At 49.0% G+C, this 15,990-nt stretch carries 12 protein-coding genes; 4 read left to right on the top strand and 8 right to left on the bottom strand.

The features are described 5' to 3' along the window. The first annotated feature begins 25 nt into the window (after positions 1-25). Positions 26-1,168 (top strand): GGDEF domain-containing protein, encoded by a 1,143-nt coding sequence (locus AC3Y23_RS12080; protein ID WP_379199083.1) that lies wholly within the window; start codon positions 26-28, stop codon positions 1,166-1,168. Here AC3Y23_RS12080 and AC3Y23_RS12075 read toward each other — a convergent pair. The 3 genes from AC3Y23_RS12075 to AC3Y23_RS12065 are packed head-to-tail and all read right to left on the bottom strand — an operon-like array spanning position 1,161 to position 4,730. After that, positions 1,161-2,258, bottom strand: coding sequence for a Ger(x)C family spore germination protein (locus AC3Y23_RS12075; RefSeq protein ID WP_379199081.1), 1,098 nt, complete (start codon positions 2,256-2,258; stop codon positions 1,161-1,163). The two genes, AC3Y23_RS12080 and AC3Y23_RS12075, sit on opposite strands and share 8 nt — an antisense overlap. Beyond that, the gene (locus AC3Y23_RS12070) at positions 2,255-3,364 is read right to left on the bottom strand and encodes a GerAB/ArcD/ProY family transporter (RefSeq protein ID WP_379199079.1); all 1,110 of its coding nucleotides are present in this window, start codon (positions 3,362-3,364) and stop codon (positions 2,255-2,257) included. The genes AC3Y23_RS12075 and AC3Y23_RS12070 overlap by 4 nt, the downstream gene beginning before the upstream one ends. Further along, positions 3,357-4,730, bottom strand: a complete 1,374-nt coding sequence (locus AC3Y23_RS12065) for a spore germination protein (protein WP_379199077.1) — start codon at positions 4,728-4,730, stop codon at positions 3,357-3,359. Before AC3Y23_RS12065 ends, AC3Y23_RS12070 begins: the two co-directional genes overlap by 8 nt. Positions 4,731-4,891: 161 nt before the next feature. Here AC3Y23_RS12065 and AC3Y23_RS12060 point away from each other — a divergent pair, with 161 nt between their 5' ends. The 3 genes from AC3Y23_RS12060 to AC3Y23_RS12050 all read left to right on the top strand — a co-directional run bounded on the left by AC3Y23_RS12060 (position 4,892) and on the right by AC3Y23_RS12050 (position 7,657). Then, a complete protein-coding gene (locus AC3Y23_RS12060) occupies positions 4,892-6,448 on the top strand; it encodes an FAD-dependent oxidoreductase (protein ID WP_379199075.1) in 1,557 nt (518 codons plus the stop codon). 125 nt (positions 6,449-6,573) lie between these two features. Next, entirely contained in the window at positions 6,574-7,293 is a 720-nt protein-coding gene (locus AC3Y23_RS12055) for a 3-ketoacyl-ACP reductase (RefSeq protein ID WP_379199073.1), read from the top strand. 52 nt (positions 7,294-7,345) lie between these two features. Then, a complete protein-coding gene (locus tag AC3Y23_RS12050; protein WP_379199071.1) occupies positions 7,346-7,657 on the top strand; it encodes an antibiotic biosynthesis monooxygenase in 312 nt (103 codons plus the stop codon). Positions 7,658-8,407: 750 nt separating this feature from the next. Here the strand turns inward: AC3Y23_RS12050 and AC3Y23_RS12045 are convergent. The 5 genes from AC3Y23_RS12045 to AC3Y23_RS12025 all read right to left on the bottom strand — a co-directional run bounded on the left by AC3Y23_RS12045 (position 8,408) and on the right by AC3Y23_RS12025 (position 15,803). Further along, positions 8,408-9,082: a hypothetical protein gene (locus tag AC3Y23_RS12045; RefSeq protein ID WP_379199069.1), complete on the bottom strand. Its 675-nt coding sequence runs from the start codon at positions 9,080-9,082 to the stop codon at positions 8,408-8,410. Between the two features lie 103 nt (positions 9,083-9,185). Then, on the bottom strand, positions 9,186-11,402 hold the full coding sequence (locus tag AC3Y23_RS12040; protein WP_379199067.1) for an MMPL family transporter: 2,217 nt from the start codon (positions 11,400-11,402) through the stop codon (positions 9,186-9,188). A 318-nt stretch (positions 11,403-11,720) separates the two neighbouring features. Next, a complete protein-coding gene (locus AC3Y23_RS12035; RefSeq protein ID WP_379199064.1) occupies positions 11,721-13,613 on the bottom strand; it encodes an ABC transporter ATP-binding protein in 1,893 nt (630 codons plus the stop codon). Continuing rightward, positions 13,610-15,370, bottom strand: a complete 1,761-nt coding sequence (locus AC3Y23_RS12030; RefSeq protein WP_379199062.1) for an ABC transporter ATP-binding protein — start codon at positions 15,368-15,370, stop codon at positions 13,610-13,612. The genes AC3Y23_RS12035 and AC3Y23_RS12030 overlap by 4 nt, the downstream gene beginning before the upstream one ends. Then, positions 15,363-15,803, bottom strand: a complete 441-nt coding sequence (locus tag AC3Y23_RS12025; protein ID WP_379199060.1) for a MarR family winged helix-turn-helix transcriptional regulator — start codon at positions 15,801-15,803, stop codon at positions 15,363-15,365. Before AC3Y23_RS12025 ends, AC3Y23_RS12030 begins: the two co-directional genes overlap by 8 nt. Positions 15,804-15,990: the final 187 nt, after the last annotated feature.

The following is a 15,990-nucleotide window of genomic DNA, read 5'->3' as shown; positions in this document are numbered from 1 at the left end:
TCCAAGCAAGGGGCCTTTGAAAGATATGCTGATTGACCTACTTACCAGCTTGTTCACTAATTTCTGCATTCTCGTTACATTCGTCTTCCTCTCCGGCAGTCTTTCCAAGCGATACAACTTTCTGGGCCGTACAATGTCGCCTCAGGCAGGCATCGTCGCCGGATTGATATTCGGGCTCTTCGGCATGATTCTGATGAGTTACTCATTCCCTATTGGACCGAACACCTACGCGAATCTGCGACATCTGGCCATCATTATCGCTGGCGCTTATCTCGGCTGGCTTCCTGCTGCTGTCTGTTCTGTCCTGCTGGCCGTCAGCCGACTCCTCTTCTATGATATTACCTATAATTCTCTTTCTGCAGCCTTTTCCTTACTGCTCTGCGGCGTATGCTGCAGTTGGATCGCGCTTAAACCCTGGACCCGTCTGCGTAAAATGACCGTCAGTAATCTGCTTACTATGGGTCTCGTGTTTGCCCTGCTGCTTAACAATTTGGACAGTTTCCAAGCTGTCATGAAGGTCTTTCCAATAGAGCTTGCCGCCTCTCTTGCCACAGGTCTTATCATCTATTATGTTGCAGAGTATATCCAGCGCTCTAATGAATTGTTCAACCAGCTTGAGGTGCGGGCCACGACCGATTTTCTGACCGGACTGAATAACCGCCAGCAGTTCCAGCGGCATTTGGAGAGCGAATTGCTCCAGGCAGCGAAGCAGCGCGAGAGCTTGTCCCTGCTTTCGCTCGATATCGATCATTTCAAGACCATCAACGATACATATGGACATCCAGCAGGCGATCAGGTGCTGATCCAGCTTGCCCAGCGGCTGATCGAAGCAGCTCGTCCTCAGGATATTGTCTCCCGCAACGGTGGCGAGGAATTCTCAGTACTGCTGCCCGTCTGTTCGCTACATGAAGCAGAGAAAGCTGGGGAACGCATTCGCGCAGCTGTAGAGCAGGACTTGTTCTTGCTCCCGGATGGACAGCGGATTCCCGTTACCATCTCCGTCGGTGCGGCTTGCTGCCACCCTGATTATGATGAAGCTGTCAGTCGCCTGCTGACCCATCACGCGGACCAAGCGCTCTACCGTGCCAAAAATTCAGGGCGAAACAAGGTCTGCTCCGAATCACCTTATTCTCACGAGAATGAAGCCTATGAGAGGCAGCTTATTTAATCATGCCAGAGTATTTGATATCCACATCCACCATCGTTTTAAATTCCAGCTTTGGATAAATAGCCTTCCATTCCTTCATCTCAGTGTCATTGTTAAAATGTCTTGAAGCGTAGCGCAATCCCCAGCCAAAAGGGTCCAGCCCGCTTCGTTGAATTTTGACCAGAAGCTTCTCAATCCCCTCCTTCAACTCCTCTCCACCAGCCTTGGAGATCTGCAGAAGGTCCTGATGAGTAACCATATCCTGAGAGCTATTCTCTTCGAGAATACCCACGATCTTTAACTTGTATTTAATGAAAGGCGTTCCCTGCTCAGGCGTATGAATTCGATAGCTTGCTGAGGAACTCTCCGTATAGTATTGGTACATCCCCCCTTTGTAATGAGCGGGAAGATTGGTCCGGAGCTCCCGGCGTGTCAGCAGATTAAAAAGCCGAGTCTCATCCGGCGAAAGTGTCATCCGGATTTTCTGCTTATCAAGCAGGGCAATTTTGTTAATCAGAAATTGCTCTTTTCCTCTAGACTCAACAATCGGAAGAGTGGGATCTATTCCCTCCTCATAGACGTTTTTCATCAGCTGGTAGGAGTACACGCTAGCGATAAATGGCGACTCCGTCCCTTCCCCGCTCATCGCCATGATCAGTGAATTAGAGGGAATATGCTCCGACTGAGGCTTTATACTTAGCACCTTCAGCGCCTCTGGTCTACCTACACCAAAGTTCAGGATCAGCTGGATATCCCTGCGCCGTACAGCCCAGTCCAGGACATGGCGGATATCTTTTTCCGCAAGCTTCTCTCCCATAATGATGGATTTGCAATGCACGTAATCCAATTCCTTCTCCACTCTGGATTTCATTAAGCGGAGCGCTTCTGAGATGCTGTAGGATTCTTCCGTCAATATCTGCATTTTCTCATCTATCTTGGTAATATCGCCTTGCGGTACGGCCAGCTTCAGACTAACCTTGAGGTTGCCTTCTTTCTCTCCAGGGTCCACCCCCATGGCAACGACGAATATTCGCCGATCGATATCTTTGAAATCACAGCCGGCCGTTAGTAGCAACAGAATGGCTATTAGCAACAAACCGGTTTTCTTCACAGATCCCGCCTCCTGGCCTTCCGCATTTTTATAGCGCAGTAGAACAGTGTAGCTATCATCGACATTTCTCCGAGCCAGCGAATCTGCAGAAACCACTCAGCCAGTTGATTAAGCTCATACTGATCCATATACATCAGCAGCAGAGTAGCTGCGCAGAATACCCCTAGAATGATCCCTTCTTTCCATAGCTTCGCTCTAGACGAATTTTTGTCTGCGAATGGCATAATACTTTTGAACAGCTCCAGCCCCACATGCCAGTGTACGATCACACTCATGATAGATAGGGTCATATAGGCAATATAAAAAATAAACAACATCCGTTCAATCAAAAACGTCTCGATCCGAATGCTGTCTGCAGTTGAGAACCAAGTGTATACATGACGTTCGACTCCGATCGTTCCAAAATATCCGATGGGTACCAGAAACGTCACTAATAGCACTATCAAGCCCTCCACAGCGATGAGCCAGACATGTCTTAGCTTAATTTTGTGAAATAGCCGGTTGAAAATGGCCAAATTGATGTAGCCACTAAATAGAAAAGTACCGGCAGCCACACTCTTGATATCCGGCTTATGCCAGATAAACGTCATAATCTGAAACACAGAGTCCCAACTAAAATTAGGGTTGATCAATGCTTTTACACTCGCATACAGAATTAGAGGCAAGGTAATGCCCAAGATCACCTCGAGCCCGTACAATAAGGACAGCCCATCTGCCCGGCAGCAAAGACAAACCAGAATTAAAAACCCAATAACTACCGGGTAAGCCCCAGTGTCGGGGCTGATGAATCGCAAGGTGATGTCCACGAATGAGAGCAATGTGATCACCCCGGCTGTATACCATAACACCGCGTAGATTAAGAGCATCGGCGTCGTCACAAGTTTGGGCATAAGCGAATTGAAGATTTCGGGAATTCCCTTGCCAGGGAACTTGTCCATCAATTTGGTAAACACATAGACAAACATGGTGCCGATCGGCACCGCAATCAGGATCGACATCAACGCTCCGTCAAAACGTCTGTCCATCAGCTCTCTTGGCACAAAGTTAATAATGTTGATCAGACTGTTCATCAGAAAAAGACAGTAGAAATAACGGCTTTTAACCATCAGTGCCCCCGCCTTTCTTGAATTTGCGGAAGTTGATGTTGTCCATGAAGAACAGCCGGAAATACGGCTGGCCAAAACTCCGCTGGCTGCATAGATAAATAATTAAACCTACCAGACAAGCTACAACACCGACCAAGCCTAGAAGAGCGGCGGCAATTACGAAGAAATATTTTAGTACACGGACAGAGAAGCTCATCATATTCAGTGGAATTAAAAAGTTGGAGATGGCGACTGCCGAGACTAGAATGATCATAATGTTGCCGACCAGACCGGCTTGGGTTGCCGCCTGACCTAGAATCAAACCGCCAACCGTGGTCGCCGTCGGACCAATCGCCTTGGGAAGCCTGATACTCGCTTCTGTCAGGAATTCCATCATGATGAGCATAATCAGTACTTCCACAAAAGAAGGATATGGCACGGTGGCACGGCTACCTGCAACAAGCAGCGCAATCTGCACCCGGATAATCTCCGGGTTGTACGAGGTGAACGCAACATACAGAGCCGGCAGCCACAGCGTCATCGCCACCCCGATGACCCGCAGAAACTTCAGGAATCTTCCGACAAAGGGAAACTGGATTTTGTCATCCATTGCCGTATAGAAATCATTGAAGATGGAGGGCAGAACAATGGCATAGCCTGTAGTATCCATCATCAGCGCCACTTTGCCTTCGGAGAGGTTAAATACAACGCGGTCCGGCCGCTCCGTTACAATAGTCTTGGGAAAAATCCGCAGCTTGTCGCTGCTTAAATACTTTTCAAGCTCGCCTGTGGCCTGCAGAATATCCACTCTCAGGGTCTGAAGCTTTTCTTTGACTTCAGCCAGCACATCATGATTCACACGGCTCTCATCATATAGAATTGCCGTCTTGGTCCGTGACAGATTGCCAATCAGCATCGATTCCATTTTTAGTTGCGAGGATTGATAGCGTCGCCGCACCATATTCAGATTGATTGCCAGATTCTCGGTGAATCCGTCGGACGGTCCCTGGGTCACACTCTCTGTGATGGTCTCCGACACAGCGCTGTTCTCGGACTTTAGAACATCAAAGAAATAGAGCTGCTCCAGGACACCAACAGCAGCATAGCCGCTCAGTAGAAGCTCCAGTGCCCGCTCACCCGTCGTTGCCTCTTCGGTGCCTGGATAGGTACGAATGTAATCCTTATAAGCTTCGGTATCCTCCATCTCATAGAATGGAGCAATCACACTATGGCTGACCTTATCTGAATCTGTAATGCTCTTGATAAAGACTAGCCGGGCATCACCGGCAGGCGCAAGCAGCCGCTTGTCCTCCAGATCTGCGATATTATCCAGCTTTCCAGTGATCCATTCCAAGGAAGCCGCGTGCTTCTGAGGTTGTTCAGACACTCTAAATCCCTCCCCTCTCTGGTTGCATTTTATGAAAGACGTGCCCTTATTTTGGCATCATCGTCCGCAAATCATGCACTAACCTCTGAACTGAAGTTTCTTTTGCCCAGGTTATGGTAATAATTGAACAACGTAATGCAAAAGTATGGAGGGATCAGAGCATGAAGCCAGAGAATCGGCTTACGGCCAATTTGCCGCAATTTCCCGAATCGTTATGGCGGGATACTGTCGATATGCCGGCCTTTCCGCGACTGAACGGGAATCACCAGACGGACGTCGCGGTGGTAGGAGGGGGAATCACGGGCATTACGACAGCCTACCTGCTCTCCAAAGCCGGCTATAAGGTGACCCTGCTAGAAGCAGGGACCATCCTTAATGGAACCACCGGATTCACCAGCGCCAAAATCACTGCCCAACACGGTTTGATCTACCACGATCTCTTGAAACACTTTGGAGAGGAGCAGGCCCGGCTCTACTATAAATCGAACAACGAGGCCATGGAATGGATGATCCGTACCGCGCAAGACCTGCACCTGTCCTGCCAAATGACACGAGATGATGCCATTCTGTATGCCGATGCCGGAGATGACAAGACACGGGAGCAGCTTGAGCAGGAATTCGCCGCTTATCAGACCTTGGGGTTGCCGGGAAAATGGCTGGATAAAGTATCTCTCCCCCTGCGGGCAGAAGGGGCCATTACCTTGCCAGGACAAGCTCGCTTTCACCCCCTGCAATATTTGCTGGGGCTACTTCAGGCATTTCTTGAAAACGGCGGTATAGTGTACGAACACACAACCATTGCTGAAAATGTAGAGAACAGCGGCAAGCTCACGCTTTTCACCGAGCAGGATCAGCATGCCATTACCTGCAGTCACGCCGTCTCCGCTTCCCACTTCCCGTTCTATGACGGTGGGGCGCTCTACTTCACGCGCCTGCATGCCGAGCGCTCCTACTGCCTGGCCATTCAGCCTGAAATGGAGTTTGAAGGCGGCATGTATCTGAGCGCCGGGCAGCCAACCCGCTCCTTGCGAACCGTGGAATGGGATGGCAAGAAGCTAGTGATCGTCGGCGGGGAGAATCATAAGACAGGCCAAGGTATTTGCACCTTTGGACACTATGAGAACCTTGAGAGGTTCGGTGGACAATTGCTGGGAATTAAGCTAATGCCATACCGCTGGTCGACCCAGGACCTGGTCACGCTCGACAGAGTTCCTTATATCGGCAAGGTCTCCGCCGAAGAAGAAATCTACATCGCCACCGGCTTCGGCAAATGGGGGATGACCAGCGGCACCTTGGCAGCACAAGTGATTGCGGATCAAATTCAGCGCAAGGATAACCCCTACACAGCGCTGTACAATCCTTCACGCTTCAAAGCAAATCCCAGCATCAAGAACTTCATCGTGCAGAACGCCAATGTCGCCAAGGAGTTTGTTTCAGGCAAGGTCGAGATTGTCCATAAGAAGACCAGTGAACTCAAGCGGGACGAGGGGGCGGTTGTATTTCATGATGGAAAGCGCGTCGGCGCGTACAGAGACCTTGAAGGCAACCTTCATCTGGTCGACCGAACATGTACGCATCTGGGCTGCGAATGTGAGTGGAATAATGGAGAACGAACCTGGGATTGCCCCTGCCACGGCTCCCGCTTCTCCTATGATGGTGCCGTGCTGGAAGGACCGGCCACACTCCCGCTGGACACCATCAGTCCGGAGATCCCCTGAGCATCGGATACCTAAGACAAGCACAGCGCCGCTACCTACTGGGGCGGCGTGCTTGTCTTTGCCCACTCAGGTATAATTAAAGTGGAAGTTGTTATCGATACTTTAAAAGGACGTGAAGCGAAGTTATGGATCTGAGAGGAAAAAGCGTTGTGATTACCGGGGCAGGTAAAGGAATCGGGAAAGCACTGGCCCTTGCACTAGCCAAAGAAGGAGCTAACCTGGGCCTAATCTCCAGAACATCGGGAGATTTGGAAGCTTTGAAATCAGCATTGACGGAAGTCTACGACGTCAAGGTTAGCATTGCCGTTGCCGACATTTCAGTACAGGAAGAAGCCGAACGCGCTGTGGTTTCGCTCCAGAATGACCTTGGGGCTTTCGATGCCCTTATCAATAACGCCGGGGTCGCCCAGTTCGGTACTTTTCTGGAGATGGATCCTGCGGACTGGAAACGCCACATTGAGATCAATCTCTTCGGTGTTTACTATGTTACCAGAGCAGCATTGCCAGCTATGATCGAGCGCAGCAGCGGTAATATCATCAACATCTCTTCCACAGCGGGTGAACGCGGATTTGCTACAGGCTCTGCCTACTGTTCCTCCAAGTTCGCACTGATGGGTATGACCGAATCGCTGGCTCAAGAGGTGCGCAAACACAATATCCGCGTGACCGCGCTGACACCAAGTACAGTCAACACGCCACTGGCTGAGAATGCAGGCCTGAAGATTGGCGACGAGGATCGTATGATGCAGCCAGAGGACGTAGCAGAACTGACTATTGCAGCCCTGAAGCTGCCGGATCGTGTCTTCCTCAAGACCGCCGGTATTTGGACCACGAACCCGCAATAAATCATCTACTGCTCATATTCTTTTATTCATACTGCCTTAGGGAGGTAATTGCATGCTAGTAGTTACGAATACGATTAAAGTCAAGGAAGGCCATGGGGCCGCTATGGCCCAGCGTTTTGCAGGTTCAGGCGGTGTTCAGGATATGCCGGGCTTTGTGCGCATGGAAGTATGGCATGGCAGTGCCAAGGAAGGCGTGGAGGAATTAAAGATCAGTACCGTGTGGGAGAATGAAGAGGGCTTCAAGAGCTGGACCTCCAGCGAATCCTTCAAGCAATCTCACCGCGGTGCCGGCGGCAGCGACGTCATTCTGGGCGCCTCGCTCGACAAGTACGAGCTGCTGATTAGCCGTACGCCTGGGAACTAGCACAGCTGAGAACTAGTACACATTAGCCTTTGAAGCTAGTTTTTGATTTGTTGAAAAAGATTGTTCAGAACTATCCCCAGTTCTACAATCATAAGTGTTTCCAAGTGGAACAAAGCAGCCTGACTCCTCTTTAACCTAGGACTCAGGCTGCTTTGTTATTGCATTTGGAGAGCTACATAAGGCGGAATAAGATGAACCTAATGTCCGAATGAAAGTCTCGGTCGTCACTACGATGGATTGTTGGGCTGCCAATCGCTATTGTCTCTAGATTTCTTCTATTTAACCGCTTGTAGCAGTTAAGATTCGGATAGCAGCTCTTGCTTTATTAACCCTTGTAGCGGTTGAGATCGAGAAGCAGTTCATATATATACATGAGCTTTTCTCTGGAGACCTTTCAGTTGAGCGCCTCACTCCTACAGGCCCTAACTTCCCCTCCGCTCCTCCCCACCTTGTATTGAGTAGAAAAGAGAAGTACGCACATCACTTCCAAAGACGATATAACGGCATTTTTGCACCTTAAATAGGCTGCAGCTAAGCATCGAGTTCAATTAGAGGCAATTTTGTACCTTAATTCTTCCAAAATGCCCCCTCCAGTGGATTTTTCAAAAAAATAAGGTACATTAATGCCTCTATATCCCTATTTCAGCTAAAAATGAGGAAATTAAGGTGCAAAAACGCACTTAGTTGGGAGTGTATAGCTTTATTTCGCTGTTTCCCTTTGTAAACTGATAAGGCGACCTCTGCTAATGCTTATTTCTTCGATAAAACATACTCCTTCAAGTCTTTAAACTCATCTTTGTTTTCTTTTGCCCACTGTATTTCATCAGCTGCTGTAAAGGACTTTGCTTGAGAACTTGGAATAAGAGACCCCACCACCGGGAAAAGTTCCGTCTTCCCAGACTCTACCTGATCAATAATAAATGGCACTGCTGGTACACCTAGCTTTGTTAACAAAGCTAGCTTCTGATCTTCAGGCAACTCAGAATTTGCAATTTTTTCAACTTCCTCAGGAAGAGTACTTAGTTTTAGTTTCCATTTCGCAGAAAAAATATCTCCTGAAGCCCAAGTCGTACTCTGATCTTCTTTAAGATTAACCTTCGAGATTTCCTCAATGGCCGCTGCAAAGATGTAAGCGAAAAGACTACTTCCTTCACTCTCATCAATTTTCTTTTCCAATACCGGGATAGCATCCGTACCAAGATTTACAATATTCGCATACTCCACACTATTTTTAAGGTAATCATAAGGATTACTACTCATGGCAAGCTCAGCTTTATTAGCGACTTCAGTTTGTAACTGTTTTGCCAAACCATTAAGATTCTCATCAATTTGTTTCTCAACAGATGCATCGGCACGCATTGCATAAATAGAGGCCGTAACAGTAAAACCGAGAGCGAAAATGCCGACAAGTAATTTTTTATTCATTCTTATCACCTCAATGATTTAATGATCTTATTACTTGCAGTTCCGATCGGCGAAGCTGTTCTAAACGCATCATTTATTCTGGCTTCATAGGTGAACCTCTCTCTTACTCCCCAACCTCAGACTGCATCTCCGCCACTTCCACATGCTTGCCCGGCCAGAAAGCCACCCGACCGAATAACAAGGTAATGGCCGGTACGAGGAACGGGCGTACTACAAAGGTATCCAGCAGAACACCGAGGGCTGTGATAATACCAAATTGCACAAGCACTTGAATCGGCAGCGTAGCCAGCACAGCAAAGGTCCCGGCTAAGATGAGACCGGCAGAAGTAATGACGGAGCCTGTCTCGTTAACACCTTCCGCAATCGCCTGTTTCAAGGGCATAACCTTGCGTTTTTTCCATATGTTCGAGATCATAAAGATGTTATAGTCCTCGCCAAGTGCCACCAGAAATACAAAGGAATAGAGTGGAATCGCTCCCTGAATGGCCTCTGCGCCCAGGACATAGTGAATAATGATCCAGCCCAGTCCAAGCGCCGAGAAGAAGGATAGAATTACGGTCCCCACCAGATAGATGGTAGCGATGATTGAGCGTAAATACAGGAGCAACAGCAATGTGATCATTCCGATGACTACTGGAATAATGAGATCCATATCCCGCTCGCCAGTGGCTCTATTGTCATACTGTGTTGCTGTTTGGCCGCTAATCCAAACTTTTCCTTCAGGATTCTCCACCCCCACATCCACAAGCGCCTGCTCTCCCGTCGCCTGAAGCGCCGGAATATGGCTCATGGCCTCAAGGGAGTAGGGATTACTCTTGAATTCAATATCGAAGCCCAGAATCTCCTTATTGACTGCGCCTTGCTGAGGATCAGAAACCTTACTCACATAAGAGAGTGCGCCCAGGACAACTTTAAGATCTTCGCCCTCCGCCTTGCCTTGAGTATCAATCATCAGTTTGGCCGGAGCCAGCTCGCCAGGCGAGAACTGTGTGCCAATAAGATCAAATCCCTGACGTGACTCCATATTCTTCGGAAAAGAAGACAGGATATCATACGTGAACTTAATTCCGCTGGAGAAGGAAGCCAGTACACCAAGCAGCAGTACAGTTACGCCTACAATGGCCCATGGACGGGCAACCACCAGCTCGCCGATGCCTTTTTTGCGGGACATTCGTGGCTGTGGTAGCGGCTTGCCCTTGGCCTTTGCCCGCTCTGCTTCCATTTGCGGTGTACGCGGAATGAATGGATAGAACGAAGCCCGGCCAAAAATCGATAGCAGTGCCGGAACTAGTGTCAGACTAGCGATTCCCATAATAAAGATCGCCAGACTGAAAGGAACCGCAAAGCGGTGGTACGCCCCGAACTTCGCCAGCAACAGCGCAAACAGTGCCAGCACTACGGTGAAGCCGCTCATGGCGATTGCCCCGGAAGAATCCGTAACCGCATAGAGCAGTGCACGCCCCTTACTATCCTCTGTCTTCAGCAATTGACGGAACCGCGAAATGAGGAAGAGGCAATAATCTGTGCCTGCTCCGAATAGCAGGACGGTCATAATCGAGATGGCTTGCGAGTCTACAGTAATCCAGCCGTCCTGCGCCATTTTACCCAGTAGCGGTCCCGTAACCCCATAAGCGAAGCCCACCGCAACCAGCGGAATGAATGCCAGAATCGGCGAACGATAGATTAGTAGCAGAAAAATAAGTACAAGCAGAACAGTCGCAATAAGCAAGGATACATCGGCATTTTTGAACAAACTGCTGGCATCAATGGAGATACCTACAGGTCCGGTGACGCGCAGACTTAACTCGCTGTCCGCTGTATCGGCTGCTGTCAGATCACTGCCGGTTTCCGTGCGGATGATCTCCTTGAGCTCCGTGACCGCTTGTTTAAGCTGTCCACTATCTGCTGAAGAATCGAAGAGTACAGGCGTCACCAACGTGCTGCCGTCCTCCGAGAGCGAAGCTTGAAGCGCCTGTGGAGGAATTTTGCCTAGCGGGGGCACGAAATTTTGATACGACACCGGCTGCTGCTCCAATGTATTGTAGATTGCCCCGATATGTACCAGATCCTCCGAAGACATTCCGCCTTCTCGGTGCCACACCAATAAAGCTGGAACACCGCTGCCGCCAGGGAATTCTCTTCCTGCCACAGCTTCCGCGCGAACCGATTGCGCATTCTCTGGCAGATTGGGGGCATTGTTTACCACCTGTGAATTCACAGCAGGCCATAGCATGTTAAGGAGGCCGACTACTGCAATCCACACGAGAAGCGTGATCCACTTAGTTTTGCTGCCCGTAATCCATTTTCCGTAGCCTGACATCTATTTCATCCTCTCTGCAGAGCCTGCGGAACATGAAATGAACCGCGGGTCATTTTTATATTCATATCATACACGCAGACCTATCTAAAAACCATCCGTGATTTCACGCATTCAGAGCCTCTTGTAAAATGAAAAACCGCGCAATTGCGCGGTTTAAATTACGAATCAAGCTGCATTTCGTGCAGCTTGTACACGGCCTGGACAGCATGAGTCATTCCATGTCCTGAAAGATAAATACCCCTCGCCACCGCACATTACGCACGGCGGCAAGGGGTATTTTAAGGCCACTAACCGTTATTACACTTCTTGCTGTCAACCTCAGATAACTTCCGGAACAGGGTCCTCAGAGAACTGACTGTTGTAAAGATCAGCATAGAAGCCATTTTGCGCCATCAGCTCTTCATGGTTGCCTTTCTCAATGACACTTCCCTTGTTCATAACCAAAATCAGGTCCGCATCACGAATTGTAGACAGGCGGTGGGCGATGACAAAGCTTGTTCTACCTTCCATCAGCGTGTTCATCGCCTTCTGGATCTGCACTTCTGTCCGAGTGTCGACGCTACTTGTAGCCTCATCTAGAATGAGGATGGACGGATCAGCCAGGATAGCGCGGGCAATGGTCAGAAGCTGCTTCTGCCCTTGCGAGATGTTAGAGGCTTCTTCGTTCAGCACCGTATTGTAGCCCAGCGGCAGTGTGCGGATAAAGTGGTCCGCATGTGCTGCCTTGGCCGCACGCACCACATCGGCTTCACTGGCACCCTCACGTCCGTAGGCAATATTGTCACGGATCGTACCATTGAAGAGCCACGTATCTTGAAGCACCATCCCGAATTTGCTGCGCAGATCACTGCGCTTCATATCCGTAATATCAACACCGTCGATGAGGATTTGGCCGCCGTTCAGCTCATAGAAGCGCATCAGCAGATTGATCATCGTGGTCTTGCCGGCACCGGTCGGTCCTACAATTGCGATCGTCTGGCCCGGATTGACCTCAATATTCATATCCTCAATGAGGATAGCATCCTCTTTATATCCAAACTTCACATGACGGAATTCCACCGCGCCTTCTTCCACAGCTCCGTGTTTCACAGCAGCCGATTTCTCCGGAACTTCCTCTTCTTCATCTAACAGCTCGAATACCCGCTCTGCGGAGGCAACTGTCGACTGAATGATGTTAGCAATGTTCGCGGTTTGTGTGATCGGCATAGTGAATTGTCGTGAATACTGGATAAAGGCCTGGATATCCCCGACTTCGATCATCTTTTTGGTGACAAAAATACCGCCGACTACGCAGACAAGCACATAACCTAGGTTCCCGATAAAAGTCATCAGCGGCATAATCATGCCTGACATGAACTGGGCGCGCCAGCCGGAATTGTAGAGATCGTCGTTAATCGTGTTAAACTGACGAAGCGATTCCTTTTCACGGCCGAAGGCTTTGATAATACGGTGACCGGTGTACATTTCTTCTACGTGTCCGTTCAACTGCCCAAGTGATTTTTGCTGGCCAATAAAATAGGTTTGCGAGCGTTTCGTGATCCCCATTATGGCAATGAAGCTAAGCGGCAGTGTCACCACTGTAATCAGGGTCAGCCAAGGACTGATCGTCAGCATCATGATAATAACACCAATAATAGTAACAATAGATGTTATCAGTTGTGTTAAGCTCTGCTGCAAGGTGGTACTGATGTTGTCTACATCATTGGTAGCCCGGCTGAGAATCTCCCCATGGGTTCTGGAGTCAAAATATTTCAGCGGCAGCCGTTCCAATTTGAGATTGATCTGCTCACGCATATCATAGACAACCTTCTGGGCCACACCAGCCATGATATATTGCTGCAAATAGCTGAACAGGGCACTGAACAGATAAAGACCACCCAGAATCAGCAGGATATCGTTAATATAGCCAAAATCAATAAAGGCCCCTTCTACGCCCATCAACTTCCCATAGGCGCCTTCGAACAGCTTGGTCGTTGCTTTACCCATAATCTTCGGGCTTAGAATACTAAATACCGTACTGGCAATCGCCATAATAAAGATAACAATCAACTGCACCTGGCGTGGGCGCAGGTAGCGAATCAGACGGCGGAGTGTACCCTTGAAGTCCTTGGCCTTCTCCGCTGGCAGCATCATTCCAGGACCGCCAGGACCGCCAGGTCCCCGTCCTCTTCCACCGCCCGGAAGTTTCATCTGGCTGTTCTTCTCACTCATGCTATTTCCTCCTCTGACAACTGCGAGGACACAATCTCGCGGTACACTTCACTGTTCTCCAGCAGTTCCTTGTGCGTTCCCGTACCAGCGATTCTGCCTTCATCCAGCACAATAATCCGATCCGCATCCATTACTGTGCTGACCCGCTGAGCCACAATAAGCACGGTGGATTCTGTCGTCTCCCCTTTGAGAGCGGCGCGCAGATTGGCATCTGTCTTGAAATCAAGCGCCGAGAAGCTGTCATCGAAGAGGTATACTTCTGGTCTTCTGACCAGTGCACGGGCAATAGACAGACGCTGCTTTTGACCCCCAGAGACGTTATTCCCGCCCTGAGCAATTTCCGAATCGAATCCATCCTTCATGCCCGATACAAAATCGAAGGCTTGTGCCACTTTGGCTGCATGGATAATTTCTTCATCGGTCGCATCCTCTTTACCGTAACGGATATTCTCCTTGATCGTGCCAGTGAACAGCACTGCTTTCTGTGGAATGTAGCCGATCTTGCTGCGCAGCTCTTCTTGAGTCATTTCACGAACATCGACGCCATCCACTCGTACGGCACCTTCAGCCACATCATAGAATCTAGGGAGCAAGCTCAGCATTGTGGATTTACCAGACCCGGTACCCCCAATAATCGCCGTGACTTCACCCGGCCGGGCACTGAAGCTGATCCCAGACAACGCAGGCTGTTCTGCACCCGGGTAGGAGAAGCTAACGTTCTCGAATTCCACGTATCCGCGCAACCCATCGCGGCCATCACGCTTAGTCAATACAGCAGTGTTGTCAAGCTCACTTGCCGACGGATCCAGAATTTCCGGCTTCATATCCAATACCTCGTTGATCCGTACAGCCGATGCGGAAGCACGGGGAATCAACACGAACATCATCGAAACCATAATCAGCGAGAACATAATCTGCATGGCGTATTGAATGAAGGCCATCAACGAACCAACTTTCAGGTCACCGTCACCAATACGGATGCCTCCATAATACAGAATAGCAATCATGGAAAAGTTCATAACAATCATCATGAGCGGCATCAGTCCAGCCATGATCTTGTTAACCTTAATGGCCGTTTCGGTCAGATCACGGTTAGCTTCCGAGAACCTTTTGTTCTCATGGTTAATTCGGTTGAACGAGCGAATAACACGGATACCTGTCAGATGTTCTCTCAGCACAAGGTTGAGCTTATCCAGCTTGACCTGTATTGCTTTAAACAACGGCAAGCCCTTCATACCTATCAGGAAAATCGCACCCACAAGCAATGGAATGACGACTACAAAAATCAATGACAACTTGGCATCCTCGGAGACCGCCATAATGATCCCGCCGATCATCATCATCGGTGCCGCGATCATCATCCGCAGCATCATTGTCAAGACGGTCTGTACTTGTGTAATATCATTAGTCGTACGGGTAATCAGTGATGCTGTACCCACCTTGTCAAACTCGTGGAGCGTAAAGTTTTCTACATGATTGAACATTAGCGCTCGCGTATTTTTGCCGAAACCTGCAGCAATCTTGGCTGAGAAATAACTGGCAATGATTGAACACAGCGCTCCGCCGGCAGCCACCAGTAGCATGAACCCGCCGACTCTCCAGATATAGCTGCGGTCGCCTTGCACAATCCCTTTATCTACGATGTCAGACATCAGTGTAGGGAGATACAAATCACCCATGGATTGCAAAAATACAAGGATCAGTACACCGATAACCGCCAGCCTAAAGGGCTTTAGTTGTCTTAGTAATTTAATCAAGATTCTCATCTCCGTTCATTGGTAACCGATCGAAATCAGGTCGGGGACTGCTAAGGGCATACGCATGGACTTTCAACAGCAGATCACACAGCTGGTTGCTCTCGTCTTCACCCAAGTACTCCACCAGCTTAACAAGCTCTTCATTCATATAAGCATGCACTCTTCGCGTGACCTTTTTTCCCTGTTCTGTTAATTGAATGCGAACAGCCCTCCGGTCCTCGGAATCAGCCTGCCGCTCCACCATTCCTCTAGCTTCCAGACTATTAACCAACTGAGTAACCGTAGGAGCAGCCCATCCGAGAATGCGTCCGATCTCCGAGACCTTCAGTCCCTGTTCGTTGGAATGCCGGTGTTTGCGAATGCATATCATCAAAGTCATCTCACTCGGCTTATTGCCCTCGACCGTATGCTGCCATTGGACTTTGTGCAACATGCGCAATGCAACGAAAAGCCTATTCGCGACTGTATTTTCTCCATTTATCCCAATCTTTATCACCTCGCAAATTAATTAGGTTAGCTAATAATTAAACTATTTATTAATTAGGTAACCTAAATTATATTTACGGCAAAACACTTTGTCAAATATTGAACACGTTATCATTTTCACGAAATCCAAAACA

Source organism: Paenibacillus sp. MAHUQ-45 (assembly GCF_058133325.1).
The sequence above is the reverse complement of the archived record's forward strand: the minus strand, read 5'-3'. Positions and strand labels throughout refer to the sequence as shown.